Here is a 24,856-nt window from a genome sequence, read left to right as displayed (position 1 = left end):
TACTGCAGGGGGGACCCTGTGGGAGAGTAGGACGCCGCCGAACAATTTTTCCGGGAAAGCCCCGTGCCTTTGTGGCACGGGGCTTTTCTGCGTTCTGAGCGTCTAGGGTCGAACCATGCGCTACGAACTGGTCATCTTCGACAACGATGGTGTGCTCGTCGACAGCGAGCCGCTCTCCAACACCGTCCTCGCCGGCTATCTCACCGAACTCGGCCACCCCACCTCGTACGAGGAGTCGATCCGCGACTACATGGGGGCCGCCGTCCACCGGGTGCATGATCTGGTGGAGAAGAGGACCGGCCAGAAGCTGCCCGACAGCTTCGACGAGGAGCTTCACCGGCGCACCGTCGCCGCGTTCCAGGACGAACTGGTCGTCGTCGAAGGCGTCGAGGAACTCCTCGGCACCCTGGTCGCCGACGGGGTCGCCTACTGCGTCGCCTCGTCCGGCAGTCACCAGAAGATCGCGGCCGGCCACCGCAGAACCGGCCTCGACCAGTGGTTCGAGGACGAGTGGATCTTCAGCTCGGAGGACGTCGGACGCGGCAAGCCGGCCCCCGACCTCTTCCTGCACGTCGCCGCCGCGATGGGCGTCGCCCCCGAGCGGTGTGTCGTCATCGAGGACAGTCCGCTCGGCGTCGAGGCCGCCCGCGCAGCGGGCATGGACGTGTACGGATTCACGTCGATGATGCCGGCGGACCGCCTCGTCGGAGTGACCAGGCACTTCTCCGACATGTCGCAGCTTCCCGAACTGCTTGCCTGACCCATCTACCCAGCGGTAGCCCGTGGCTCTACGCTCGCCGCCATGACGGATGCGCGGTTGCGTTACGGCAGAGGCTCCCTGACCCTCAGCTTCCTGGTGCAAGGAGTGGCCTTCGCGCTGCTGGTGACACGCATCCCCGCCGTCCAGGACAGGTACGGGATATCCGACGGCCTGCTGCCCGCCTTCCTGGCCGCTGTACCGGTCCTCGCGGGGGCCGCCAGTGTCGCCACCGAGAAGGTCGTCGCAGGGGTCCGCCCGGCGACCGTGCTCAGGTGGGCACAGCCCGTCGTACTGCTGGCTCTCCTCGGCGTCGGTGCCGGCAGCGAGGTGTGGCAGGCCGCCGTCGCGCTCGGGGTGTTCGGGCTGGCCGTCGGTGCGCTGGACGCCTCGATGAACATGATGGGCGTCAGTCTTCAGCGGGCGTACGGGCGGAGCATCATGCTCGGGTTCCACGCCGCCTACAGCCTCGGCGGGATCGCGGGTGCGTCGATGGCGTGGGCGGGCGCCCACGGGGACCTGCCGCTGCTCGCGTCCTACCTGCCGGCCGTCATGGTCCTGCTGCCCGCGGCACTCCTGGGGAGCCGGTGGTACACGGACGGCCGGGAGCACACGGGGCAAAGGTCCCGGGAGGCAGCCGGGGCCGGCGCGGGGGTCTCCGTGCCGTTCAGGATGCTGCTGCCGCTCTGCCTGGTGATGGCGTTCGCGTACATCGGGGACTCGACGGTCTCCAACTGGAGCGCGAAGTATCTGCAGGACGTGCTGGGCAGTTCGGAGCAGCTGGCGACCGTCCCCTACAACGTCTACATGGTGACCGCGCTGCTGGGACGGGCCGTCGGGGACCTCGGGGTGCGGCGGTTCGGGGCGGTGGCCGTCGTGCGGGGCGGGAGTGTCCTGGCGGCCGTGGGGTTCGGGGTGGTCGCCGTCGCGCCGGGGGCCTGGTGGGGAATGCTCGGGTTCACCCTGCTGGGGCTCGGGCTCTGTGTGATCGTGCCGCAGACGTTCGCCGCCGCGGGGCGCATGTTCCCCGGTGCGAGCGATGTGGCCGTGGCCCGGCTCAACGTCTTCAACTACGTGGGCTTCCTGGTCGGGTCGCCGCTGGTGGGGACGCTCGGCGACGCGTGGAGCTACCGGGGCGCGATGGTCGTGCCGATGGTGCTGGTTCTCGCGACGCTCCTGTACGCCAGGTCGTTCGGCGCGGAGTCCGCCCGATACGGTGGCGGGCATGAGCGGGCGCGCGCGGCTGATGTGGGATGAGGCAGTAACGGGTTACGACTTCGGGTCCGGTCATCCCATGGACCCCGTCCGACTGACCCTGACGATGGGGCTGGTGCGGGCGTTCGGGCTCGACGGGGCGGTGGACGTGCGGTCGTCCCAGGCCGCGGGGGATTCCACGCTGCGGCTGGTGCACCGCGAGGACTACGTGGCGGCCGTCCGGGCCGCGTCCGCCGATCCGAGGACCGCCGACCAGGCGTACGGGCTCGGGACGGTCGACGACCCCGCGTTCGCCGGGATGCACGAGGTGTCGGCGCTCATCTCGGGGCTATCGGTGGGGGCCGCGGAAGCGGTGTGGCGCGGGGAGACCGCGCACGCCGTGAACTTCACGGGCGGACTGCACCACGCGATGCCCGGAGCCGCCTCGGGGTTCTGCATCTACAACGACCCGGCGCTCGCCATCGCCCGGCTCCTGGAACTGGGGGCGGAAAGGGTGGCGTACGTCGATGTGGACGTCCACCACGGGGACGGGGTGCAGGCGGCGTTCTGGGAGGATCCGCGGGTCCTGACCGTGTCCCTGCACGAGCATCCGCGCACGCTGTTCCCGCAGACCGGCTGGCCGGAGGAGACCGGCTCCGGGGCGGGCGAGGGCGGGGCCGTGAACGTGGCGCTGCCCGCCGGTACGGGGGACGCGGGGTGGCTCCGCGCCTTCCACGCCGTGGTGCCGGAACTCCTGGCGGACTTCCGGCCGCAGGTGCTGGTGACCCAGCACGGGGCCGACACGCACGTCGAGGACCCGCTGGCCCACCTCGCCGTGTCCCTGGACGCACAGCGTGCTGTCATGACGGCCTGTCACGACCTCGCCCATTCCTTTACGCAGGACGGGCGCTGGGTGGCGCTGGGCGGCGGCGGTTACGCGGTGGTGGACGTGGTGCCCCGGTCGTGGACCCATCTGGTGGGCATCGCCGCGCACGCGCCGGTGGACCCGGAGTCGGTGATCCCGTCCTCGTGGCGGGACGAGGTCCACGCCCGCACGCGGCAGTCGGGGCCCGCCCGGATGACGGACGGCCGTACGCCGTCGTGGCAGGCGTGGGAGGACGGGTACGACCCCGCGGACCGGCTGGACCAGGCGGTGCTGGCGGCCAGGCGCTCGGCGTTCCCGCTGCGGGGACTGCTCCCCTGAGGGAGGCCGTCGCCCGGACGGCCTCCTCGCGCGGCAGACGCCTCCTGTCTGAGTAGGGCCGTGGCCCCGCGCGCAAGTCCGGTTAGCCCAACGGTGGTGGTCTTCCACGGTTCCCGTGCCGGGCTGGTCCCGGTGCGGCACCATCGGGCGGGTGTTGAGCACCGGAGCGCTGCGCGCTCATCTGCTGGCGGCCCGGCTGGCCGGGCCCGTGGCCACCTCACGGGAGGACAGCCTGCGGAGCTATCGGCTCTTCGCCGCGCGGGATCCGCGGGTGACGCTCGGGCTCCAGCCCGAACGGGCCTGGGGGGAGGGGGAGCTGCTGCGGCTGATGGCCGACAGGTGCGGGGTCTCGGCCGATCCGGGTCACGTGTCCGGGCCCGACGTGATCGATCCGGAGCGGACCCTGGCCGCCCTGGAGGCTTTCGCGGAACGGCTGGCGAGCGCCGCGCGGAGGCGGGTCCCCGTCCTCCTGGGGACCGGGCATCCGCACCGGCTGCTCGAGTTCTACGCCGGGCTGGCAGACGCCCTGTCGGCGGCAGGGTGTACGGTCCTCACCCCCGCGCAGGGCAGATGTGTCGACATAACGACCCGGTTCGGCGTACGCACGTACAGTCTCGACTACGTACGGGGAGTCGCGCTGGTGCGCGAACCGGGCGTGCGGGCCGCGGGGAGTGACACCGGCGCACATACCCATTCACCGCTGCCGGTCCGGGCCGTGCTGGAGCGGATCGCCGAAGCGCGTGCGGTGCTGCCCGAGTTGGTGATCGGGGACCACGGGTGGGTCTGCGGGGCAGGTCAACTGGGTATCGAGGCCATCGGTCCGGCCGACACGGACGATCCCGCGCTCTTCGTGGGGGAGGCCGAGGGGCGGGTGTCCGTGGCCGTACCGGTGGATGACGGTGTGCGGTCGGAGTACTACCGGCCCCTCGTTCGGTATGTACTCAATCGGGCGCATCTGTCCCAGTAGGCGGCCGATCGTCTCACCTCTTCCCCACTCGCATCACCCGCACCTAATCTGGGGAGTGAGCGCACAACGACGAAGAGTCACCGGAGGGGAAGCCGGTGCGCGTCTCGTGCGGAAGGTACAGGTGGGTCATGGCTGCTGGCAGCGAGAGGCCTCTCAACGAGGTCAAGTTTCTGACCGTGGCGGAAGTCGCCTCGGTCATGAGGGTGTCGAAGATGACCGTGTACCGCTTGGTGCACAGCGGTCATCTGCCGGCGATCAGGGTGGGAAGGTCCTTCCGGGTCCCGGAGCAAGCGGTTCACGAGTATCTCCGCGACTCCTTCGTGGGGGTGGAGTCGGCCTGACGTCGCCCTCGGATTACGTCCCTCACGCGGTGGCGGGTAGGCTAGGCCGACGTAGGTCGTGTGGGCCCAGACGCCCCGCACCAGTGAAGAAGAAGTGAGCGAGGGTAGTCGTGGGCTCTGTTATCAAGAAGCGGCGCAAGCGGATGGCCAAGAAGAAGCACCGCAAGCTGCTCAAGCGCACGCGCGTTCAGCGTCGCAACAAGAAGTAAGCGAACGCGGTTCGTGAGTCCGAGGCCCTCCCGCCGACCTGGCGGGAGGGCCTCGGCGTTTCTCCGGCGGGGTGCCAGGAGGTCTCCACGGGGCCGGCGGCGGCCCTGCCGCAGGGGCGCCCGCGGGCTCTTCCGGCCGGCCCGCGCGGTTCTCCCGCCCGTCTCCTTCCGGCGTCGGTGTGTTTCCCGCCATCGGTTCGGTAAAGCCGGTCATGGGGCCGTCACAGGCAGGCGTCCAGCGGCTACGGTGACGGCCAGGGGAAGACCCCGCTCGAGGAACGACCGACGGAAGGCGCTGATCTTGGGGAAGATCGTGCTCGTCACAGGCGCGGCCCGGCAGCTGGCCGGCCGCTTCGTTCGGCGTGTCCAGCGCGACCCCGGGGTGGACCGGGTGATCGCCGTCGACGCGGTCACGCCCGGGCACCGGCTGGGTGACGCCACGTTCGTCATGGCGGACATCCGGCAGCCCGCGATCGCCAGGGTCCTGGCCGAGCACTCCGTCGACACCGTCGTCCATCTGGACGTCTCCGCCAGGGTGCTCGGCGCGGGCGGCCGGACGACGGTCAAGGAGACCAACGTCATCGGCACCATGCAGCTGCTCGGCGCGTGCCAGAAATCCCCCACCGTCCAGCGGCTGGTGGTGAAGTCCAGTACGAGCGTCTACGGCTCCGCGCCGCGGGATCCCGCGGTCTTCACCGAGACGACCCCGCCCAAGTCCCTTCCCAGCGGCGGCTTCGCGAAGGACGCCGTGGAGGTCGAGGGGTACGTACGCGGCTTCGCCCGCCGCAGGCCGGACGTGGCCGTGTGCGTGCTCCGGTTCGCGAACATCCTGGGCCCCGACCCCGATTCGCCGCTGGCCGACTACCTGTCACTGCCCGTCCTGCCGACGGTCTTCGGCTACGACCCGAGGCTCCAGTTCGTCCACGAGGACGACGTCGTCGACGTCCTGGAGATCGCGTCCCGCGAGCCACGGCGGGGGACCCTGAACAGCGGCACGTTCAACATCGCCGGGGACGGGGTGCTGCTGCTCTCCCAGTGCTCGCGGCGGCTCGGCCGCCCGACCGTGCCGGTTCTGCTGCCCGCCGTCACCTGGGTGGGCTCGGCGCTCCGTACGGTGGGGATGACCGACTTCTCGCCCGAGCAGATCCGGCTGCTCACCCACGGCAGGGTCGTCTCGACCGTCCAGATGCGCGAGACACTGGGTTTCCGGCCGGCGTTCACCACCGCGGAGACGTTCGCGGAGTTCGCGCGGAGCCGGGGGCCCGGACTGCTGCCGCCGGAGAGGATGGGCAGAGCCGTCGACCGGCTGGCCGGGCTCCCCTTCGCCGGGGGCGCGGCCGATACGACACATCCGACTGACGGCGCCAGGTAGAGGAGCGCGACCGACGATGGCGGACGCCAAGGTGATCCCGTTCGACGACGACCGTTCACGCGCGGGGGCGGGACGGCGCAGAAGCGCGCTGCCGGGCACCGGCCGGGACAGGACGCCCGCGCAGACGGGTGCGGCGCCCGTCAGTGCCCTCCCGGGGGGCCAGGTGCCGGAGGGCGCCGTCCGGGCGGCGGCGGCGCCCCAGGAGCCGCAGGAGGGCTCCGGGCGGGGTGGCTGGGACCGGCGGATCGCGGGCGGGCTCGCGTTCCTGCGGCGGCGGGTCACGGGTGACTACGACGTCGACGAGTTCGGCTACGACAGGGAACTGACCGACCAGGTCCTCATGTCGGTGCTGCGGCCGCTCGCGGACACGTACTTCCGGGTCGAGGTCAAGGGTGTCGAGAACATCCCGTCTGACGGCGGGGCGCTCGTGGTGGCCAACCACTCGGGGGCCCTGCCGCTGGACGGGCTGATGCTCCAGGTCGCGGTGCACGACCACCACCCGGCGGAGCGGCACCTGCGGCTGCTGGCGGCGGATCTGGTCTTCATGCTTCCGGTGGTCAACGAGCTCGCCAGGAAGGCCGGTCACACGCTGGCGTGCGCGGAGGACGCGGAACGGCTGCTGCAGCGCGGCGAGGTGGTCGGTGTGATGCCGGAGGGCTTCAAGGGCCTCGGCAAGCCGTTCGGGGAGCGGTACAAGCTCCAGCGTTTCGGGCGGGGCGGCTTCGTGTCGACGGCGCTGCGGGCCGGGGTGCCGATCGTGCCGTGCTCGATCGTGGGCGCGGAGGAGATCTACCCGATGATCGGCAACTCGAAGACGCTGGCGCGGGTGCTGGGGGTCCCCTACTTCCCGATCACGCCGACGTTCCCGTGGCTGGGCCCGCTGGGCGCGGTTCCGTTGCCGACGAAGTGGACGATCCAGTTCGGTGAGCCGATCGAGACGGACGGCTATCCGCCGGAGGCGGCGGAGGACCCGATGCTGATGTTCAACCTGACCGACCAGGTGCGGGAGCAGATCCAGCACACGCTGTACAAGCTGCTGGTGCAGCGCCGTTCGGTCTTCTTCTGACCGAGGGCACGCCGAAGAGGCGGGGCCGCCCGGTCGGACGGCCCCGCCTCTTCGTGTGTCCCGGCTACGGCTGGAGGTTTTCGCCGTCGATGCCCAGACCGGGCAGCAGGCCCGGGAGGAGGGGCGGCAGGGTCACGTCCGGTGCGGGGGACGGGTCGGCCTCGCCACCGGGGGCGGACGGGGTGGCGCCGCCGGTGGGGAGGTCGTCCAGCAGGCCGTCCGTGCCGCCGTTGATCAGGCCGTCGGCCGGGCCGCTGCCGGAGCGGGAGCCGGACGGCTCGGGCGCCGTTCCGCCGTCCTTGCCGTCATGCGGGCCCGCGGGTGAGGACGGCGCCGTGCCGGCCGGCCCCGAGGGGTTGCCGCCGGGGTCGGGGGAGGTGGGTCGCCGTACCTCGTCGCCGCTGTCCGGAGTGGGTGGGAGCAGGGCCTGGAGCGGTGCGACCTCCTGGTCCATGGCCTCGAAGACGGAGCTGACCTTCTCGCCGACGTCGGTCAGCTGGACGGGCAGCCGGTCGCGGAGGTTGCTCCAGCTCGCGCGGTGCGAGCGGGAGAAGGTGTCCAGCGTCCTGATCGGTCCGATGGCCCCGTCCCGGCGGTAGGCGGAGTGGAGCAGACGGTGGCCCTCGGTGGCGTCCCGCGTCATGCGGTCGAGGGTGCGTCTGACCTCGCCGAGCGATTCGTGGTCCAGTTCGCCGGCGCGGGCCCGCTCCATCAGTCGGCGGGCCTCGCTCAGGCGGGTCGACGCCTGGTCGAGGTAGGCCTCGCCGCGGTCGGTCTCGCCGTCGGCCATGCCGAGCTGGATGTCCTCCATGCCGCGCTTGAGCCCGTACAGGGAATCACCGGGCAGGGCGTCGGAACTGGCAGCGGCTACTCCGCCGAAGGCTCCCGCGGCCACTCCGACCGTGAGTCCGCCGGCGGTGAGGCCCTTCGCCCAGCGGGAGCGCGGGCGCAGCTTCCGGAGCGGGGAGGCGCGGTGTGCTCCCTTGCTCCGCTGTTCGGGCACCGTAGGGCCCGTGGACGCACCACCTTCGGCGAACATGGTTTCCATGGCGGCGACGAGCTGGGCTCGTTGCACCACTTTCACCTCGGGATCCAATTGCGGCTTCGGTAGCTCACCGAGGCCGTTCGCCAGGGCCAACAGCGGTCCGTGGTCGGCCTGTTCGGCCGGGTCCTCGGGCTGTACGGCCGCCGCACCCTGGGGCGACTGCTCCTCCAGGGCCTGGGCGAAGGCGTTCGCCCGCCGGTGTGCCGAAACGTTTGCGATCACTGGCGGCACCTCCTCTCGTCATGACGGTCGACTCCCCTGAGGGTCCGGAAGGTTGCCCACCGGACGTTTTCCCACACGATCGAGCGAGTGGGGCCGGTCCGGGTGGTGACAGGGGGCCTGCATCCGGCACAACGAGGGGCGCGACAGTTGGGTTACGGACGGAGGACGATCCTGCAGTGTGTCACGAGCACGTCACTGGAGGTGACGGGGGCTGCGGGGGAAGGGGCCGCCGGGTGAGTCCCCGGGCCGGGGGACGGGCGGGCCGTGGGCGGCGGGGACTCAGCGTGCGTCGTCGGGCAGGAGGCGGGCGAGCGTACGGACGGCGCGGTACTGCAACGTCTTGATGGCGCCCTCGTTCTTTCCCATGACCCGGGCGGTCTCGGCGACCGAGAGGCCCTGCAGGAACCTCAGCGTGACGCACTCCTGCTGTTGCGGGTTGAGCCGCCGTACGGCCTGCAGCAGTGCGGCGTTGGAGAGGGACTCCAGGACGGAGTCCTCGGGGCTCCGTGCGACCTCGTTGGCGTCGAGCATCTCGCCCGTGGTCACTTCCAGTCGGAAACGACTGGATTTGAAATGGTCGGCGACCAGGTTCCGGGCGATCGTGACCAGCCAGGCGCCGAAGTCCCGGCCCTGCCAGGTGAAGGTGGAGATGCGGCGGAGTGCGCGCAGGAACGTCTCGCTGGTGAGGTCCTCCGCTGTGGCCTTCCCTCCCACGCGGTAGTAGATGTACCGGTACACGGTGTCGCTGTACTGGTCGTACAGGCGGCCGAAGGCTTCGGCCTCACCGGCCTGCGCGCGCTCGACGAGGTCCATCATGCGCGCGCTGTCGCTGTCGGCTGTCGGCCGGCGGACGGGAGCCGACGGCGCAGCGGCCGTGGCGCCGCGGTTGCTGCGTCTTCCGACCGCCGCACTGCGTTCGGCCAGCGCATAGCAGGGGCCGGCAGGTGCAGGGGTGGCAAATGCGGGGGCGGCGTACGCGGTGGGGACGAAGCCGCGCAAGAGGTCGAGGACCATTGCGCGCAGCGTAGCCAGGCCCGAGGTGTCAACCCCGACGTGTGGGTACACGGGACTCCCAGAGGCAGAGCTTCCATCACGTGCAGTTCGAAAACCGTCACCCGTGGTAGTGGGGGGCGGGCTCCTTGTGCGTCTGAGGAGAATAACGCTTCGTGCAGGAGGTGCTACACCGAGTTGCTTAAATCATCGGTTACGTCGCTTCCGTAACCTCTAAGTGACGGTTCGGGCAGCAGATCGTGATCGGTTATTGATCGATTTGCTTCGACAACTGTCTGCGGAGGCGACGGGTTGTGGTCGCGTGTACGCAACGCGACTGGCGGGAGCGGTGGGTGCCGGGGCGGGGCGAACCCCTCACGATCGGCCGTACGGCCCGGGCGTGGCCTCGGGGCGGGCGGCGGGCCGGCCCGGTTCAGCGGCGGCGGCGGTGGAGGGCGACCGCGGCGGCGGTGCCGCCGGCCAGGGCGCCGACGCCCGCGGCCGCGGGGATGCCGACCTTGGCGGCCTTGCGCCCCGTGCGGTAGTCGCGCAGCCGCCAGTCCAGGGCCCGGGCGTGCTTGCGCAGCTTGGAGTCCGGGTTGATCGCGTACGGGTGGCCGACCAGGGAGAGCATCGGGATGTCGTTGTGCGAGTCGCTGTAGGCGGCGCAGCGCTCCAGGTCGAGGCCCTCCGCCGCCGCCAGGGCGCGTACCGCCTCGGCCTTCGCCGGGCCGTGCAGCGGTTCGCCGACCAGGCGGCCGGTGTAGACGCCGTCGACCGATTCGGCGACGGTGCCCAGGGCGCCGGTCAGGCCGAGGCGGCGGGCGATGATCGTGGCGGTCTCCACCGGGGCGGCCGTGACCAGCCAGACCTTCTGGCCCGCGTCGAGGTGGGCCTCGGCGAGGGCGCGGGTGCCGGGCCAGATGCGGTCGGCCATGTACTCGTCGTAGATCTCCTCGCCGATGGACATCAACTCGGAGACGCGGTGGCCCTTGACGATGGAAAGGGCGCTGTCGCGGGCGTCCTGCATGTGTTCCGGGTCCTCGACGCCGGCCAGCCGGAACCATGCCTGCTGCCAGGCGAACCGGGTCAGTTCGCGGCGCTGGAAGAACTTCCGCTTGTACAGGCCGCGGCCGAAGTGGAAGAGCGCGGCGCCCTGCATCACGGTGTTGTCGAGGTCGAAGAAGGCGGCGGCCCGCTCGTCCCCGGCCACCGGGAACGCCGGCTCGGCGGTCTCCTCGACGGCGGTCAGCAGATCCAGTGCGTCGGCGGGAAGGGGGGACTCGCCTGCGGGGAGCGTCGCCTTCTGCGCGGCCTCGGCCGCGGCCTCGCCTGCCAGCACGCTCCGTGCCGTGGCGGGGCGCCTGCGGGGTGTGAGCCATCCAAGAGCGGCCATGGCGTGAGCATAACCATTCCGTTCGGCCGTTCCGGACCCGGCGGGATGCCGCGGTGTGAACTCTTCGGGGGCGTCATGGCGAACGGGTGACGGAGCGGTGGCCCCAGGGGCGCAGAATGGGGGCATGAGTGCCCTGTTGCGTCGTGCCAGGAAGAAGCCCGCGGACCGGGTGGTGACCCTCGTGGGGAAGCCCGGCTGCCATCTGTGTGACGAGGCGCGGACGGTGGTGAGCGCGGTCTGCGAGGAGACCGGCGCCTCCTGGACGGAGAAGGACATCACGCGGGACGAGGCCCTGCACAAGGAGTACTGGGAGCAGATTCCGGTGGTGCTGATCGATGGCGAACAGCACACGTTCTGGCGGGTGGATCCGGCGCGGCTGCGGGCGGCGCTGGGCGCGTAGCCCGCTCCGCGCGGCGCGAAGGGCACTTCCCGGGCGGAACCCGGCTACCATCGTGGGCGTTTTGAGTGGTCTCGGGGGCATGGACATGAGGAGTGTGTACCGCCGTGCCCCCTTCGGGCCCGCAACGGGCTGACGAGGTCCCGGGTTCCGGGATCGCGCGAGGAATATGCGTGACCCCGGTCACTTTGACCGGACAAAACGGACACTATCTTTGTGCACGCGTTCACAAAGACATAGCCTGCTGTCGACGGGGCGGTCTTTGGACATACGGCCGCCTGCAGCCCCGCTCATCCCGCAGGAGCACCGTGGCAACTGGCCGAACTCACCGACCGGCGACCCGTAGCCGAGGAATTCCCGAGGCCACCGTCGCCCGGCTACCGCTGTATCTACGCGCACTGACGGCGCTCTCCGAGCGCTCTGTCCCCACGGTCTCCTCCGAGGAACTCGCCGCGGCGGCGGGGGTCAACTCCGCCAAGCTGCGCAAGGACTTCAGCTACCTGGGCTCCTACGGCACCCGCGGTGTCGGGTACGACGTCGAGTATCTCGTCTACCAGATCTCCCGCGAACTCGGGCTCACCCAGGACTGGCCCGTGGCCATCGTCGGCATCGGCAACCTCGGCGCCGCGCTCGCCAACTACGGCGGTTTCGCCTCCCGCGGTTTCCGCGTCGCCGCCCTGATCGACGCGGACCCCGCCATGACGGGTACGCCCGTCGCCGGGATCGCCGTCCAGCACACCGACGACCTGGACCGGATCATCAGTGACAACGGTGTGTCCATCGGCGTCATCACCACCCCGCCCGGCGCGGCCCAGCAGGTCTGCGACCGGCTCGTCGCCGCCGGGGTGACGTCCATCCTGAACTTCGCGCCCACGGTGCTCTCCGTGCCCGACGGCGTCGACGTGCGCAAGGTGGACCTCTCCATCGAACTCCAGATCCTCGCCTTCCACGAGCAGCGCAAGGCCGGCGAGGAAGCCGCCGCCGACGGCGTCGCGGTCGTGGACGCCGACGCCGGACAGGCGCCGCCCGTGCGCGCCACCCCCGCCGGCCGGAAGGGACCCGACGGGGACATGCCCGCCGTGATGCCGGCATGAGCCTCCTGGTCGTAGGACTGAGCCACCGCAGCGCCCCCGTCTCCGTGCTGGAGCGGGCCTCGCTGCCGGCCGACGTCCAGATGAAGCTGCTGCAGGACACCCTCGCCGCGGAGCCCGCGACCGAGGCGGCCGTGCTGGCCACCTGCAACCGCATCGAGCTGTACGCGGACGTGGACAAGTTCCACGCGGGCGTGGCCGAGCTGTCCACGCTGCTCGCGCAGCACAGCGGCGTCGGACTCGACGAGCTCACTCCGTATCTCTATGTGCACTACGAGGACCGTGCGGTCCACCACCTCTTCTCGGTGGCGTGCGGGCTGGACTCGATGGTCGTGGGCGAGGGGCAGATCCTCGGCCAGATCAAGGACGCGCTCGCCCTGGGCCAGGAGCTCCACACCGCGGGACGCCTGCTGAACGACCTCTTCCAGCAGGCCCTGCGGGTCGGCAAGCGCGCCCACAGCGAGACCGGGATCGACCGGGCCGGACAGTCGCTCGTCACGTTCGGCCTGGAGCAGCTCGCGGACGGCGCCGAGGTGACGGGGTGGGCCGCGGGCAAGCGTGCCCTGGTGATCGGCGCCGGCTCGATGTCCTCCCTCGCCGCCGCCACCCTGGTGCGCGCCGGTGTCGCCGAGGTCGTCGTCGCCAACCGGACCCGGGCGCGTGCCGACCGGCTCGTCGAGATCCTCGGCCAGAGCGGCCGGAGCCGGGCGCGCGCCGTGGAGATGGGCGCGGTGGCGGGCGAACTGACACGTGCCGACGTCGTGGTGTCGTGCACCGGCGCGACCGGGCTCGTGCTGACCGCCGAGGCCGTCGCCGAGGCGCTCGGGGTCGGCTTCGACACCGCGGACAGGCCGTCCACGGCCCCGGCCGCCGTGCCCGCCGAGCTGGACCGGCACGCCGCCTGGGTGGAGAACGGATCCGCCGCGGCGGCCGGACAGGGCAGGGCTGTGCGCCGGGCACCCGTGCCGCCCGCGGCCACCGGTCCCGTACGGCTGCACCTCCTCGACCTCGCCATGCCGCGTGACATCGACGGAGCGGCCCACCGCGTCGACGGTGTGCGCCTCGTCGACATCGAGTCGCTCGCGGAGGCGTCCGCGGACGCCCCGATGGCCGCCGATGTGGACCGGGTGCGCACGCTCGTCGCCGAGGAGGTCGCCGCGTTCGGTGCCGCCCAGCGGGCCGCCCACATCACGCCGACCGTCGTCGCCCTGCGCACCATGGCCGCCGATGTGGTGGCCGGCGAGATCGCGCGGCTCGACGGACGCCTCCCCGACCTGGACGAGAAGCAGCGCGCCGAGATCACGCAGACCGTGCGCCGCGTCGTCGACAAGCTCCTGCACGCGCCCACCGTGCGGGTCAAGCAGCTCGCCAGCGAGCCCGGCGGCGCCGGGTACGCCGACGCGCTGCGGGAACTCTTCGACCTCGACCCGCAGACGGTGGCCGCCGTCTCCCGGGCAGACCTGAACGACCCGAATAGAGGGCGGTCATGACCGACAACTCACCCCTGGGCGGGGAGACCACCAAACCGCTCCGGCTCGGCACCCGGCGCAGCAAGCTCGCCATGGCGCAGTCCGGCATCGTCGCCGAGGCCGTCAGCAAGGTGACCGGGCGCGCCGTCGAGCTGGTCGAGATCACGACGTACGGCGACATCTCCCGGGAGCACCTGGCGCAGATCGGCGGGACCGGCGTGTTCGTCGCCGCCCTGCGCGAGGCGCTGTCGCGCGGCGACGTGGACTTCGCCGTCCACTCGCTCAAGGACCTGCCGACCGCACAGCCGGAGGGCCTCGTCCTGGCCGCCGTACCGCAGCGCGAGGACCCGCGCGACGTACTGGTGGCGCGGGACGGGCTGACCTTGGGGCAGCTGCCGTCCGGTGCCCGCGTCGGCACCGGTTCGCCGCGCCGGATGGCGCAGCTCAACGCGTACGCCCGGTCGCACGGTCTCGACATCGAGACCGTGGCGATCCGTGGCAACGTCGACACGCGTATCGGTTTCGTACGAAGCGGTGAGCTGGACGCGGTGGTTCTGGCCGCCGCCGGGCTCAGCCGTCTCGGCCGGACCGGTGAGGTGACGGACTTCCTGCCGGTCGACACCGTCCTGCCCGCTCCCGGCCAGGGAGCACTGGCGATCGAGTGCGCTGCGAGCAGCGCCGACCTCGCCGCAGCTCTCGCCGAGCTCGACGACCCGCACACCCGGGCCGCCGTGACCGCCGAGCGCGCCCTGCTCGCCGCCCTGGAGGCCGGCTGCTCCGCACCTGTGGGTGCGCTGGCCGACCTCCTGGTCGACGGGCAGACTGTCAACGAACTGCGCCTGCGCGGTGTCGTCGGTTCCCCCGACGGCGCCCGCCTGGTGCAGATGTCCATCACCGGTTCCGTTCCCACGTCGCACGACGGCGCGGCGGCCCTCGGTCGCGAACTCGCGGCCGAGATGCTTGCCAAGGGTGCGGCCGGTCTTATGGGGGAGCGAGCACTTTGAGCCCCATCGGCCCCGTCGTATCCGACTTCCCTGTCCTGTCCGCAGGGCACGTCACCTTCCTCGGCGCCGGTCCCGGCGACCCGGGACTGCTGACTCTTCGCGCTGTCGAGGCGCTCGCGAGCGCGGACGTCCTTGTGGCGGAACCCGACGTTCTCGACGTCGTTCGCTGCCATGCGCGGGCAGGGGTAAGCACGCCTGAGATGACGGTTGTTGACATGGCGTCAGCAGCCGCCGGGGTGCCCGTCCTCAGGGACGCCGCCAATCTTGTCATGGAGGCCGCCAAGGGCGGCAGGCGGGTCGTCCGTGCTGTCGCCGGCGATCCTGGTATGGACGGCGACACGGGTGCGGAGATGCTCGCCTGTGCCGCCGCGGGTGTGCCCTTCGAGGTGGTTCCCGGTGTGGCGAACGCCGTCGGGGTGCCCGCGTACGCCGGGGTACCGCTGCGGGACGCGCAGGGCGCCGATGTGCGCTTCGTCGACGCCCGCAGCGCCTCGGACCGCTGCTGGGCGGAGGTCGGCGCGAGCGACGCGACGGCCGTCGTGTCCACGTCGCTCGACTCGGTGGCCGCGGCCGCCGGTGAGCTGGTCTCGGCGGGCCGCAAGCCCGACACCCCGCTCACGGTCACGATCGCCGGCACCACGACCCGCCAGCGGACCTGGACGGCGACCCTCGGGACGATCGCCCAGGTACTGAAGCAGGCCAAGGTCCTCCCGTCGCCGGACGGGCACCAGCCGGTCATAGCCGTGGTCGGGGAGCGCAGCTCCGCCGCCCGGCGCGACCAGCTGGCGTGGTTCGAGTCCAAGCCGCTGTTCGGCTGGAAGGTGCTCGTGCCGCGTACGAAGGAGCAGGCGGCGTCGCTCTCCGACCAGCTGCGTTCGTACGGTGCGGTGCCCCACGAGGTGCCGACGATCGCCGTGGAGCCGCCGCGCACGCCCCAGCAGATGGAGCGCGCGGTCAAGGGTCTGGTGACGGGCCGCTACGAGTGGATCGCCTTCACCTCGGTGAACGCGGTGAAGGCCGTGCGGGAGAAGTTCGAGGAGTACGGTCTCGACGCCCGTGCCTTCGCCGGGATCAAGGTCGCGGCCGTCGGTGAGCAGACGGCGGCTGCGCTGATCGACTTCGGTGTGAAGCCGGACCTGGTTCCGTCGGGCGAGCAGTCGGCCGCCGGCCTGCTGGAGGACTGGCCGCCGTACGACCCGGTCTTCGACCCGATCGACCGGGTGTTCCTGCCGCGGGCGGACATCGCCACGGAGACGCTGGTGGCCGGGCTCATCGAGCTGGGCTGGGAGGTCGACGACGTCACCGCGTACCGCACGGTCCGCGCCTCGCCGCCGCCGGCCGACACCCGGGAGGCGATCAAGGGCGGCGGGTTCGACGCGGTGCTCTTCACCTCGTCCTCGACGGTGCGCAACCTGGTCGGTATCGCGGGCAAGCCGCACAACGTGACGGTGATCGCGTGCATCGGTCCGGCCACGGCGAAGACCGCGGAGGAACACGGCCTGCGGGTCGACGTCCTGTCCCCGGAGCCCTCGGTGCACAAGCTGGCCCAGGCGCTGGCGGACTTCGGCGCGCAGCGCCGGGACGCGGCGAAGGAGGCCGGTGACCCGGTGACGCGGCCGAGCGAGCGCCGTCCGGGTGCGAGACGGCGCCGGACGACGACCTGACCGGTCGGAGCGGATGTGCGGGGTCCGGTCGCTTCCTCGGGGAGCGGCCGGACCCTTTCGCGTACCCCCGTGCGGCCGCGCCCGTGACTTCCGGGTCTCAGAGGGGCTTACGCCATACCGAGATGTGTCCGCCGGAGTCCTGGGTGAACGGTGTCCCCTCCCAGTCGGCGACCCGGCGTTCCAGCTGGAGTCCGGCGATCTTCGCCATGAGGTCGAGTTCCGCCGGCCACGCGTATCGCTGGCGGCAGCTGCCGCGTCGGTAGCTGCCGTCTTCCTCGCGGGTGAAGTGGTGCGATACGAGGAGCTGCCCGACCAGGTCGAAGGTGTCGAAGCCGAGGTGCCGCTCGGAGATGTCGAACGGCACCGCGGTCTGTGTCGGCGGCAGGAGCCGCAGCGGTGGCACACCGAGCTCGACGACGAACCGGCCGCCGGGTCCCAGATGGCGTGCGGCGTTGCGGAAGCACTCGACCTGCTCGTCCTGGGTGAGCAGGTTCGAGATGGTGTTGTAGACGACGTAGACCAGCGAGAACGTGCCGGGGACGACGGTCGTCGCCATGTCCCCGACGGTGACCGGGAGCCGGTCCTCGTCCATCTTGCGTCGTAGTACGGCCGCCATGTGCTCGGAGAGCTCGATACCGGTCACCGGTATGCCGCGTTCACGGAGTGGGACGCCGACGCGACCGGTCCCGATGGCGAACTCCAGGGCCCGCCCGTCACCGGCGAGTTCGGAGAGGAAGTCGAGGGTCGGTCCGAGGAAGGCGGCGGTGGATCTCGGTCCCTCTTCGGTGTCGTAGCGGTCGGCGGTCACCTTGTCCCACAGTTCGCTGCTCGTCACGAGCGGGCACTCTGCCGGGCTTCGGGGGGTTCTGTCGACGTGATTTCCGTCCGGTGTCGTGTCATGGTGGCCCGGAGGGCTGGTCGGGGCCGTGTTTTTCCGGTTCGGATGTCGGTAAACCGGTGATGTGTGCGGGTCTAGTCTCGAAGGATGACCGATTACGGAAACTTCCCCGGCTCGCGGCCCCGCCGGCTGCGGACGACCCCCGTCATGCGCCGCATGGTCGCCGAGACCCGGCTCGACCCGGCGAACCTGATCCTGCCCGCGTTCGTGCGAGAGGGCATCGACGCCCCGGTCGCCATCTCGGCCATGCCCGGCGTGCAGCAGCACACCCTGGACACGCTGCGGAAGGCCGCCGTCGACGCGGTCGCGGCGGGTGTCTCGGGGATCATGCTCTTCGGCGTACCGCTGGACGGGAAGAAGGACGCCCGGGGGACGGCGGGGACCGACCCGGAGGGCATTCTCCAGGCCGGTCTGCGGGCGGTCCGGAAGGAGGTGGGCGACGATCTCGTGGTCATGTCCGACCTCTGTCTGGACGAGTACACGGACCACGGGCACTGCGGGGTGCTGACCGAGGACGGCCGTGTCGACAACGACGCGACGCTGGAGCGGTACGCCGAGATGGCCCAGGTCCAGGCCGACGCCGGCGCGCACGTGGTGGGCCCGAGCGGCATGATGGACGGCCAGGTCGGGGTGATCCGGGACGCGCTGGACCAGACCGGGCACGAGGACGTGTCGATCCTCGCCTACACCGCGAAGTACTCCTCCGCCTTCTACGGCCCGTTCCGCGAGGCGGTGGGCTCCTCGCTCAAGGGCGACCGCAAGACGTACCAGCAGGACCCGGCGAACATCCGTGAGTCGCTGCGCGAGCTGGCGCTCGACCTGGAGGAGGGCGCCGACATGGTCATGGTCAAGCCCGCCGGCCCGTACCTGGACATCCTTGCCAAGGTCGCCGAGACGGTGGACGTGCCGGTCGCGGCGTACCAGATCAGCGGCGAGTACGCGATGATCGAGGCCGCCGCGGAGAAGGGCTGGATCGACCGTGACGCGGCGATCATGGAGAGCCTGCTGGGCATCCGGCGGGCGGGGGCGCGGATGATCCTGACGTACTGGGCGACGGAGGTCGCGCAACGGCTCGGGCGCTGACGCCTCGCGGAGGTCCTGGAGCGGGTCACGACAGGTCGTGGCCCGCTTTCCGTGGCATCGAGAACGCTGCTACGGGTGGCGGGAATCCCGCTCCTCGCCCGTGTCCGGCCTTCTGCGACGCCCCGGCTGCCGACCCTCGGCGGTCGCGAGCAGATGGACGACTCGGTCCTCGCGCGGATCGCGCACGCGCGGTACGAGCGGATCCGCAGGGACAACCCCCGGGGACCGGATCATGGCCCGGGTGCTTCGGCTCCCGCGTCCGTGCGGTTATCCGCCGGGCAAGCCGCCTGCGGCGATCGAGCGGGTGCTGAAGCAGGCGGAGGATCGTGCGGAGGCGACGGCATGAAACCGGAGCTCGAAGCTCAGGCTTCGGGACCCGGGTGCCGAGGATCGAGCTCCGGGAGGGGCGGGATCACTCGTCCGGGTGGTGGCGGCAGCCGTCGGGCCCGACGCTCGAGCTTCGGGACGCGGGCTTCGGGATGCGGGCTCCGGGATTCGAGCGCCTTCTTACAACCGGTAGGGGAAAGAAGGGTGGGGAAAGACCTTCCCGACCTCCCGGACCCGTCGCGGTCAGCAAGTATGACTAATCGTGACCAACTTGCAGCAGAGTGTGGCGACTGCTTACGGTGCGGAAACAGAACGACCCCGACGCGGTGCTAGCAACACCAGGCCGGGGTCTCACCCCAAGATCGAAGGACCGATCTCGTGGCTACCCAGCAGACTAGCTCCGCCCTTCGCGCCCCCGCATCCTCGCGCCCGTACCCGATGGCCACTCCCGGTTACGGCAAGCGCTCCGCCCCGGACCAACAGCCGCGTGGCCGAGACGACTTCACGCTGCTGCCGCCGCGTGAGCGCAGCATCGCCGGGTTCATCGACCAGCTGCCCGACGGCGCGGCCATGGACGTCAAGGGCCTGGCCAAGCAGCTGCCGCTCTACGGTCAGCAGGCGGTCGGCTCGGCCCTCAGGGCCCTGTCCGTCGCCGGGTACCTGCGCCGCGTGCGGTGCCTGGTGACCGGTGAGGGCGGGCAGGTGCGCTGGGTCTTCCGCACGTTCTGGTCCCGCACCGCCCGTGACAACGCGTGGTGGGGGGCGCTCATCGGTGCCGAACGCAAGCAGCCGACGGTGGACGAGCCCGAGGTCGTGCGCGGGGCGGAGGCCGTGCCGGTGCCCGAGGCCGGGCAGCCGGGGACTCCCGTCGTCCCCCGGCAGCGGACGCAGGCACCGGTCCCGCCCGTGCAGGAGGGCCCTTCGGTCGCGTACGCGGCCCTGGCACGACTCGGCCGCGTCGATGCCCGTCTGGCGCTCTCCGCAGCCGACTGCGCGGTCCTCGAGCCGCTGGCCGCAGGGTGGTTCGCGCGTGGCGTGGACGCCGACTACCTCATCGACGCCCTCGTCGCCCGGCTGCCCGCCCAGGTCGACTCCCCGGTCGGGTTCGTCCGCCGCCGTCTCACGGACAAGATCCCGCCCCAGGCGCCCGCCGCCCCCCTGCCGCCCGCTGCCGGTGCGCCTGCCGGGCGGGCGATGATGGAGTGCACCGAGTGCGGGGTACCCGGTCGAGCCGAGGTACTTCCGGACGGTCTCTGCCGCGCCTGCCGACTGCCTGGGCGCGAGGCGCCGCAGGCCCCCGTCGAACTGCCCGCCGAACGGGACGTGCGCGCGTACGTCGCCGGGCTTCGCGACCTGCTCAAAGCCCCCTGACCGCCTGGTCAGGGCCAGTCGACGAGGCCCATGAAGGCGATGAAGGCGCACAGCACGGCAGCGGGCGCGGCCCATGCGAGCAACAAGCGGGCCGGGTCCCGCCGTCGGCGCCAGGGCAGGACCCAGCTCGCCACCAGCGCGACCAGCGACAGCAGCAGGCCGACGCAGAGGACGCCCCAGCCCACTGCGAACGAGTCGGTGAAGCGGTCGGCGGCGGCGCCGTTGCAGGAGTCGCAGGCCATGGGGGAGAGCGCGCCGTAGAAGAGGGCCGCACCCGCTGCGGGCAGGGTGACGAGTGTCGAGAGCAGGGGTGCGATCCAGGCGTAAGGGCTACGGGGATCGAGCAGGTCGTCGGGCATGCGTACGAGTCAACCGGGCTGGGCGACCGGACACCTGAGCGCTCCTACTCAGTCCCACCAGAACGACCACGTCTCCTGGCCCAGGAGATGCTTCTCGGCGTAGGCGTCCAGACCGTTCGGAGGGGCCGCCTCGATGGTGTCCGGACAGAACGCGAAGTGTTCGGCGGCCAGCGTCCGCGCCGCCGCCCGGGTGCCGTGCAGGAGCCGGTCCGGCGGGGCGTCCGGACCGGAAGTGGACAGGGACGCAACCGAGTTCGGGAGCGTTGCCATGGTGGTGAGCCTGGAGTCCGCCACTGACATCGGACCGCTCGGACGGCCCGTACCGAAGACCGGTGCGGCACGCGGGGGAACGTCCGCACCCCTGCCTCCCGGTGAGGCCCCGGTGACGGTCGGGGCCCGCCAGGCCTCCCTCCTGCGTACCGGTCGGGGGGCGGTCAGAGCCGGAACAGGACGCCGTGCCAGGTCCATCCCGCGTCCAGGACCGCCTGGCGCAGGGGATCCTTCATATCCCGGGTCTCGAAGCGGAACGTCTCGACCCTGCGCTCGCGCCCGTCGGGTCCGGTCTCCTTCCCCCACACCCGGTACACCGCGTTCGCCGGCCCGCGAGAGCGCTGTCCGCGAACGTGCTCGGTCAGCGAGAGCTCCCACTGCTCGTCGAGGGCTCGTACCTCCCGCTTCGCCGCGTCCAGGCGCATCCGGGTCCAGAGCCTCACGCGCAGCTCGGGGAGGCTGCACTCGGCCACCAGGTCGCCCTCCTTCGCCGTTCCGTTGCGTACGGTGAAGGGGACGCCCGGCCCGTTGAGCGCCAGCAGCGCCGTCCGGACCTCCAGGGGCGTGCGTGGAGCGACGCCCTCCTCGGGTCCACGGGTGCCGAAGTAGTTGTCCAGGAAGCCCATCGTTACGCTCCTTCCTCGCCCGTGCCGGGGCCGACCGTGCGCACGAAGTCCTGGAAGTCCCGCAGGACCTCTTCGTGCTGGGTCGCCGTCGCGGTGAGGGCCAGCCGGATCACCGCCCGCCGGTGCGGATCGTGGGTGTCCGGGAAGGTCAGGAAGACCTGTGACTGGACGAGGTCGTGTCGCGTGCCGCCGACGACGGCCGAGAACGTGAGCCACTGGGTCAGGGCGGGAGCGTCCGCGGAACCGACCTCGCGGCGGTGGGCCACCACGACCGGCCCGGCGGCCTCGCGCAGGCGCAGCGCCGACTCGTCGGCGAGTTCCGCCAGAGTCGCCGCTTCCGGTGGGACCTCCCCCACGACGGTGATGTTGGCGGTGAAGCCGTGGTCCGGGTGCGGATGCACCGCGGCGAAGGCCACGTCCGGGAGGGCGACGTCGTCCGGCGGCGCGGCCGGCATCCAGCCCTCCGGCAGGCGGAACTCGATGGGTACGGGCAGTGTCATGGGCATCGTGTGCCCCCCTTCCACCGGAAGTACATCAGGAGAACCAGCCCCCCACGGTGTCCTTGGCCGACCCGGCGGCGTCACCGAGCGCGTCGACCCCGTCGCCCACCACGTTGCCCACCGCGTCGGCCGCGTCGCCGACACTCTCGGACACCTTGTCCGGATCAACGGTGAACTCGAGCCCCACGGAGCCGCCGAGGACGGGGGAGAGCCCCACCTTGCCCCCGAACTTGTACACGCCGTCGTCGTTCTTCTCGAAGCCCCATTTGGCTTCGGCCCCAGGACCGGCCCACCCCTCGGCCGTGGCGCCGAAGCCGATGCCGGCGACCTCTCCGCCTCCGGCCACGGAGGCCTTCGCCCCGGCGAAGGCCTTCGCGTTGACGACCACGCCGTCCTTGCCCGCCTTGACGCCTGCGCTCGCCTCCGCGCCGGCGAAGCCCTCGGCCCGCCCGTACACACCGGCGTAGGGGCCGTACTCGGCCCGGCCCTCGGCGAGCCCGCGGACGCCTGCGGACGCCTCGGCCTTGGCGTTGAGGCCCGCGTCGGTGAAGCCGGCGTTCGCGGTGGCCCGGGCACCGCCGTAGGCGTCCGCGATCCCGGAGAGCTTCCAGTCCCCGTTGGTCAGAGCTCCCTGGGCGTTGACGTGGAAGAGGTCGGCAGCGGCCTTGACCGAACCCTCCTTGCCGTACTTGGGGCCGGTGACCTTGAACTCGGCGCCGGGCCCGGTCGCCGAGGTCTTGCCCTCGGACTTCCAGCCGTCGGTCTTCGTCTTGGACTCGTCGGCACCGGGTGCTCCGGCCTTCGCCAGGTCCCCCACGGGATGGGCGTTGAACCCGTTGAAGGTGGCGTCGTTGCCCTTGCCGAAAGCGTCCTTGTTGCTGTCGACGACGGCGGCGGCGAGAGCGGTCTTCACGCTCCGGTCGGCCTCGGAGACGGCCTTGACGCGGTCGTCGATGTGCTGCGTCCACGTAGCGACGGATTCGCGGATGATCTTCTGGCCGTCGGGGTCGTGGTGGTACGCGCTGCGTTCGGCGGGGGTGAGCCGGGAGTAGTCGAAGGCGACGTATCCCTGCTCGGATACGGTCATGCCGGCGGCTATCGCGTCGTCGCGGGCGCTCTCGAGCTTCTTCCTGAGGTCGGTGAACAGCTCGTGGGCGTCGCGCAGCAGGCTCGCGATCGCCTTGGCCTGGATCTGGGCGGCGGAGTACTCGTAACGGGTCGCGGCGAAGTTCGTCCGCGCGACACCGGCGCTCACACCGGACCAGCTCGGGCCCGTGGAGATCTGCTGGACCGTCTCGCCGTAGCGGGTCTCGACCTTGTTCAACTCGGCCGCCATCGAATCCCATGTGGAGGCGGCCGTCGTCAGCAGGCCCAGGTCGGTGGTCATGACCTCGTGATAGGTGAGCACCGCAGCCTCTACAGGTTGCTCAGCTTGGATTGCGACAGCAGTTGGTTGCCCACGCCGGTGTCATTGTCCGCGAAGAGGCCCGAGGCTCCGCGCAGCGCGTTCTTCTCGGCTGCCAGGCGGCCCATCAGGGTCTTCACCTGCTGGTCCCACGTGTCCGCGACCGTCTTCAGGCCGGAGGCCGTCTCCCAGCCGCCGAAGCCCTTCCGGGCGGCGGCGGTCGCCTCGTCCGCGTGGTCCGCGGCCTTCTTCGTGCTGGGCTCCAGCTCGTTCTCCACCGTGTTCGCCGCCGTCTTCTTCTGCGCCGGCGTCGAAGCGAAGTCCGGTACGGAGCCGCCCGGTCGGGACGGCTCCGGCGGTATGCCGTTCAGCTGCGTGCCCACCCCGGGGCCCGCGCCGCCTGTTCGCGCGCTGCCCCATTCCTGGCCGGGATCCGCCACCATGTCGCTACTCCCCCCGTGTCGACGCGGCGATCATATAGTCGTCCCGTCCCGCGCGCTGTGGCGGGACGGGACGTAGGGGCCACCGGCTGTGCGATGGGCCGCGCCGTGGGTCGGTCCGAGGTGCCAGGAGGTGTCGCGAGTCCGGCCATGAGCAGGTCGTGCGTGCCCAGGGTTCCGTCGGGCCGGTTCAGTACATGAGGGCGTCGTCCTTGCTCGTCTGCCAGTAGGTGACGGTCAGGGTGCTGTCGACGTAGACCGGCTTGGTGAGCGGGACGTGCGCGGAGGTGCCGGTGGAGCCGGAGCCGTCGCGGCCCTGGAAGCTGACCGTCAGGTCCTTGGTGGAGTAGCCGCCCGTGCCGCTTCCGTCGGCGGAGGAGGTCATGACGCCGGCGTAGGCGGACTCCCCGGGGCTGAGGGTGACCACGGCCTGCGGCTTGCTGTCCTCGAAGACCTCGGGGACGGACTGCGCCTCGCCGAACCGCAGGTACGGGTAGTAGTAGGCGTTGCAGGCCTTCGAACCGGTGTTGGTCACGGTGAGCAGCATGTGGTTGACGGGCCGGGGGACGGCCTTCAGCGTCGCCTTGGTGTTCCCGCCGTGGCACGCGAGGGTGACGGGGCCGGTGTCGCCGCCGGTGCCCTTCGACTTGCTCACGGCGGGCTGGGCGTCGGCCGTTCCGGAACCGGACCCCGAGCCCGAACCGGAACCGGAACCCGAACCGGAGCTCGCGGCGGTGTCCGCACCGGTGTCGCCCGAAGCCGAACCGGTGGAACCCTTGCCCTGGTCGGCCGACGCCTCGGAACCGGCCGTGGGCTGCTCGGACGGGGTGGCGGCCGCCGGGGCGGAGCTGTCCGCCGCCTGGCTGCTCCCCTGGCAGGCGGTCAGTGTGACCGCGGCCAGCAGCGCGGCGGTGCCGAGGACGGAGGTGCGGGCGGCGCGGCGGAAGTGACGGTTGCGCATGAGGTGGTTCTCCCCGTTCAGAAGGTCTGTCGTGTCCGGGGCGCCGCTTTGGCGCACCGGGTCGTGCTGGATGTACTGGACAATGACGAGTGGTCAGAGGTGGCACAGGAGCGTGATGACGCTCGCCGTGGAGGCGATCAGCACTCCTGTGGCTACCGCGTCCGTCAGGCTCAGTTCGAAGCGGGTACGCACTGCGTCTCCCGGGGTGGACGAGGTCGGGCCGGTGGT

26 protein-coding genes are annotated in these 24,856 nt (G+C 71.4%); 15 read left to right on the top strand and 11 right to left on the bottom strand.

Annotated features, from left to right (window positions below; genetic code table 11):
• Positions 1–115: 115 nt before the first annotated feature.
• The 8 genes from ACH4VO_RS21760 (at position 116) to ACH4VO_RS21725 (ending at position 7,110) form a co-directional block, all read left to right on the top strand.
• Complete coding sequence (locus ACH4VO_RS21760) at positions 116–760, top strand: HAD family hydrolase (RefSeq protein WP_360986769.1); 645 nt, start codon at positions 116–118, stop codon at positions 758–760.
• A gap of 42 nt (positions 761–802) precedes the next feature.
• Positions 803–2,014, top strand: a complete 1,212-nt coding sequence (locus ACH4VO_RS21755) for an MFS transporter (RefSeq protein ID WP_360986772.1) — start codon at positions 803–805, stop codon at positions 2,012–2,014.
• Complete coding sequence (locus ACH4VO_RS21750) at positions 1,983–3,155, top strand: acetoin utilization protein AcuC (RefSeq protein WP_360986775.1); 1,173 nt, start codon at positions 1,983–1,985, stop codon at positions 3,153–3,155. The genes ACH4VO_RS21755 and ACH4VO_RS21750 overlap by 32 nt, the downstream gene beginning before the upstream one ends.
• A gap of 151 nt (positions 3,156–3,306) precedes the next feature.
• Positions 3,307–4,122, top strand: coding sequence for a phosphatase (locus ACH4VO_RS21745; protein ID WP_360986778.1), 816 nt, complete (start codon positions 3,307–3,309; stop codon positions 4,120–4,122).
• Between the two features lie 128 nt (positions 4,123–4,250).
• Positions 4,251–4,463, top strand: a complete 213-nt coding sequence (locus ACH4VO_RS21740; protein ID WP_326698169.1) for a helix-turn-helix domain-containing protein — start codon at positions 4,251–4,253, stop codon at positions 4,461–4,463.
• A gap of 110 nt (positions 4,464–4,573) precedes the next feature.
• Complete coding sequence (locus tag ACH4VO_RS21735; RefSeq protein ID WP_003948845.1) at positions 4,574–4,672, top strand: 30S ribosomal protein bS22; 99 nt, start codon at positions 4,574–4,576, stop codon at positions 4,670–4,672.
• Between the two features lie 301 nt (positions 4,673–4,973).
• On the top strand, positions 4,974–6,044 hold the full coding sequence (locus ACH4VO_RS21730) for an NAD-dependent epimerase/dehydratase family protein (protein WP_360986781.1): 1,071 nt from the start codon (positions 4,974–4,976) through the stop codon (positions 6,042–6,044).
• 16 nt (positions 6,045–6,060) lie between these two features.
• The gene (locus ACH4VO_RS21725) at positions 6,061–7,110 is read left to right on the top strand and encodes a lysophospholipid acyltransferase family protein (protein ID WP_360986784.1); all 1,050 of its coding nucleotides are present in this window, start codon (positions 6,061–6,063) and stop codon (positions 7,108–7,110) included.
• A gap of 64 nt (positions 7,111–7,174) precedes the next feature.
• Here ACH4VO_RS21725 and ACH4VO_RS21720 read toward each other — a convergent pair whose 3' ends face one another.
• The 3 genes from ACH4VO_RS21720 to ACH4VO_RS21710 all read right to left on the bottom strand — a co-directional run bounded on the left by ACH4VO_RS21720 (position 7,175) and on the right by ACH4VO_RS21710 (position 10,763).
• Positions 7,175–8,377, bottom strand: coding sequence for a DUF5667 domain-containing protein (locus ACH4VO_RS21720; protein ID WP_360986787.1), 1,203 nt, complete (start codon positions 8,375–8,377; stop codon positions 7,175–7,177).
• A gap of 279 nt (positions 8,378–8,656) precedes the next feature.
• Positions 8,657–9,442, bottom strand: a complete 786-nt coding sequence (locus tag ACH4VO_RS21715; protein ID WP_360986790.1) for an ECF subfamily RNA polymerase sigma factor, BldN family — start codon at positions 9,440–9,442, stop codon at positions 8,657–8,659.
• A gap of 358 nt (positions 9,443–9,800) precedes the next feature.
• Complete coding sequence (locus tag ACH4VO_RS21710; RefSeq protein WP_360986793.1) at positions 9,801–10,763, bottom strand: HAD-IB family hydrolase; 963 nt, start codon at positions 10,761–10,763, stop codon at positions 9,801–9,803.
• A 124-nt stretch (positions 10,764–10,887) separates the two neighbouring features.
• On the opposite strand from ACH4VO_RS21710, the gene ACH4VO_RS21705 reads away from it, so the two are divergent.
• From ACH4VO_RS21705 to ACH4VO_RS21685, 5 genes are all read left to right on the top strand, one after another.
• On the top strand, positions 10,888–11,163 hold the full coding sequence (locus ACH4VO_RS21705; protein ID WP_360986796.1) for a glutaredoxin family protein: 276 nt from the start codon (positions 10,888–10,890) through the stop codon (positions 11,161–11,163).
• A 305-nt stretch (positions 11,164–11,468) separates the two neighbouring features.
• Positions 11,469–12,254: a redox-sensing transcriptional repressor Rex gene (locus ACH4VO_RS21700; protein WP_360986799.1), complete on the top strand. Its 786-nt coding sequence runs from the start codon at positions 11,469–11,471 to the stop codon at positions 12,252–12,254.
• Positions 12,251–13,741: a glutamyl-tRNA reductase gene (locus tag ACH4VO_RS21695; RefSeq protein ID WP_360986802.1), complete on the top strand. Its 1,491-nt coding sequence runs from the start codon at positions 12,251–12,253 to the stop codon at positions 13,739–13,741. Before ACH4VO_RS21700 ends, ACH4VO_RS21695 begins: the two co-directional genes overlap by 4 nt.
• Positions 13,738–14,724, top strand: a complete 987-nt coding sequence (hemC, locus tag ACH4VO_RS21690; protein ID WP_360986805.1) for a hydroxymethylbilane synthase — start codon at positions 13,738–13,740, stop codon at positions 14,722–14,724. The genes ACH4VO_RS21695 and hemC overlap by 4 nt, the downstream gene beginning before the upstream one ends.
• The gene (locus ACH4VO_RS21685; RefSeq protein WP_360986808.1) at positions 14,721–16,388 is read left to right on the top strand and encodes a bifunctional uroporphyrinogen-III C-methyltransferase/uroporphyrinogen-III synthase; all 1,668 of its coding nucleotides are present in this window, start codon (positions 14,721–14,723) and stop codon (positions 16,386–16,388) included. Before hemC ends, ACH4VO_RS21685 begins: the two co-directional genes overlap by 4 nt.
• 97 nt (positions 16,389–16,485) lie before the next feature.
• Here ACH4VO_RS21685 and ACH4VO_RS21680 read toward each other — a convergent pair whose 3' ends face one another.
• Positions 16,486–17,223, bottom strand: coding sequence for a class I SAM-dependent methyltransferase (locus tag ACH4VO_RS21680; RefSeq protein WP_360986811.1), 738 nt, complete (start codon positions 17,221–17,223; stop codon positions 16,486–16,488).
• A gap of 150 nt (positions 17,224–17,373) precedes the next feature.
• Between ACH4VO_RS21680 and hemB the strand changes: the two genes are divergently transcribed.
• Complete coding sequence (gene hemB / locus ACH4VO_RS21675; protein ID WP_360986814.1) at positions 17,374–18,369, top strand: porphobilinogen synthase; 996 nt, start codon at positions 17,374–17,376, stop codon at positions 18,367–18,369.
• Positions 18,370–19,074: 705 nt separating this feature from the next.
• Entirely contained in the window at positions 19,075–20,067 is a 993-nt protein-coding gene (locus tag ACH4VO_RS21670; protein WP_360986817.1) for a MarR family transcriptional regulator, read from the top strand.
• An 8-nt stretch (positions 20,068–20,075) separates the two neighbouring features.
• Here ACH4VO_RS21670 and ACH4VO_RS21665 read toward each other — a convergent pair whose 3' ends face one another.
• The 7 genes from ACH4VO_RS21665 to ACH4VO_RS21635 all read right to left on the bottom strand — a co-directional run bounded on the left by ACH4VO_RS21665 (position 20,076) and on the right by ACH4VO_RS21635 (position 24,628).
• The gene (locus ACH4VO_RS21665) at positions 20,076–20,426 is read right to left on the bottom strand and encodes a hypothetical protein (RefSeq protein WP_360986820.1); all 351 of its coding nucleotides are present in this window, start codon (positions 20,424–20,426) and stop codon (positions 20,076–20,078) included.
• A gap of 48 nt (positions 20,427–20,474) precedes the next feature.
• Positions 20,475–20,696, bottom strand: a complete 222-nt coding sequence (locus tag ACH4VO_RS21660) for a DUF4253 domain-containing protein (RefSeq protein ID WP_398441174.1) — start codon at positions 20,694–20,696, stop codon at positions 20,475–20,477.
• A gap of 164 nt (positions 20,697–20,860) precedes the next feature.
• Positions 20,861–21,322, bottom strand: coding sequence for a hypothetical protein (locus ACH4VO_RS21655; protein ID WP_360986823.1), 462 nt, complete (start codon positions 21,320–21,322; stop codon positions 20,861–20,863).
• A gap of 2 nt (positions 21,323–21,324) precedes the next feature.
• Positions 21,325–21,828 (bottom strand): hypothetical protein, encoded by a 504-nt coding sequence (locus tag ACH4VO_RS21650; protein WP_360986826.1) that lies wholly within the window; start codon positions 21,826–21,828, stop codon positions 21,325–21,327.
• Positions 21,829–21,856: 28 nt separating this feature from the next.
• The gene (locus ACH4VO_RS21645) at positions 21,857–23,209 is read right to left on the bottom strand and encodes a hypothetical protein (protein WP_360986828.1); all 1,353 of its coding nucleotides are present in this window, start codon (positions 23,207–23,209) and stop codon (positions 21,857–21,859) included.
• A gap of 29 nt (positions 23,210–23,238) precedes the next feature.
• Entirely contained in the window at positions 23,239–23,670 is a 432-nt protein-coding gene (locus ACH4VO_RS21640) for a hypothetical protein (protein WP_360986831.1), read from the bottom strand.
• A 187-nt stretch (positions 23,671–23,857) separates the two neighbouring features.
• Positions 23,858–24,628: a DUF4232 domain-containing protein gene (locus ACH4VO_RS21635; protein WP_360986834.1), complete on the bottom strand. Its 771-nt coding sequence runs from the start codon at positions 24,626–24,628 to the stop codon at positions 23,858–23,860.
• Between the last annotated feature and the right edge of the window lie 228 nt (positions 24,629–24,856).

It is taken from the genome of Streptomyces sp. NPDC020780 (assembly GCF_044334475.1).
Taxonomy (GTDB): Bacteria; Actinomycetota; Actinomycetes; order Streptomycetales; family Streptomycetaceae; genus Streptomyces.
Note: the sequence above shows the minus strand (reverse complement) of the source record. Positions and strands in the feature narration are given on the sequence as shown.

Coding starts and splice junctions, on each gene's coding strand:
- ACH4VO_RS21760 (WP_360986769.1), top strand. CDS start 116: ATGCGCTACGAACTGGTCATCTTCGACAACGATGGTGTGCTCGTCGAC.
- ACH4VO_RS21755 (WP_360986772.1), top strand. CDS start 803: ATGACGGATGCGCGGTTGCGTTACGGCAGAGGCTCCCTGACCCTCAGC.
- ACH4VO_RS21750 (WP_360986775.1), top strand. CDS start 1,983: ATGAGCGGGCGCGCGCGGCTGATGTGGGATGAGGCAGTAACGGGTTAC.
- ACH4VO_RS21740 (WP_326698169.1), top strand. CDS start 4,251: ATGGCTGCTGGCAGCGAGAGGCCTCTCAACGAGGTCAAGTTTCTGACC.
- ACH4VO_RS21725 (WP_360986784.1), top strand. CDS start 6,061: ATGGCGGACGCCAAGGTGATCCCGTTCGACGACGACCGTTCACGCGCG.
- ACH4VO_RS21710 (WP_360986793.1), bottom strand. CDS start 10,763: ATGGCCGCTCTTGGATGGCTCACACCCCGCAGGCGCCCCGCCACGGCA.
- ACH4VO_RS21705 (WP_360986796.1), top strand. CDS start 10,888: ATGAGTGCCCTGTTGCGTCGTGCCAGGAAGAAGCCCGCGGACCGGGTG.
- ACH4VO_RS21695 (WP_360986802.1), top strand. CDS start 12,251: ATGAGCCTCCTGGTCGTAGGACTGAGCCACCGCAGCGCCCCCGTCTCC.
- hemC (WP_360986805.1), top strand. CDS start 13,738: ATGACCGACAACTCACCCCTGGGCGGGGAGACCACCAAACCGCTCCGG.
- hemB (WP_360986814.1), top strand. CDS start 17,374: ATGACCGATTACGGAAACTTCCCCGGCTCGCGGCCCCGCCGGCTGCGG.
- ACH4VO_RS21665 (WP_360986820.1), bottom strand. CDS start 20,426: ATGCCCGACGACCTGCTCGATCCCCGTAGCCCTTACGCCTGGATCGCA.
- ACH4VO_RS21660 (WP_398441174.1), bottom strand. CDS start 20,696: ATGGCAACGCTCCCGAACTCGGTTGCGTCCCTGTCCACTTCCGGTCCG.
- ACH4VO_RS21655 (WP_360986823.1), bottom strand. CDS start 21,322: ATGGGCTTCCTGGACAACTACTTCGGCACCCGTGGACCCGAGGAGGGC.
- ACH4VO_RS21650 (WP_360986826.1), bottom strand. CDS start 21,828: ATGCCCATGACACTGCCCGTACCCATCGAGTTCCGCCTGCCGGAGGGC.
- ACH4VO_RS21645 (WP_360986828.1), bottom strand. CDS start 23,209: ATGACCACCGACCTGGGCCTGCTGACGACGGCCGCCTCCACATGGGAT.
- ACH4VO_RS21640 (WP_360986831.1), bottom strand. CDS start 23,670: ATGGTGGCGGATCCCGGCCAGGAATGGGGCAGCGCGCGAACAGGCGGC.
- ACH4VO_RS21635 (WP_360986834.1), bottom strand. CDS start 24,628: ATGCGCAACCGTCACTTCCGCCGCGCCGCCCGCACCTCCGTCCTCGGC.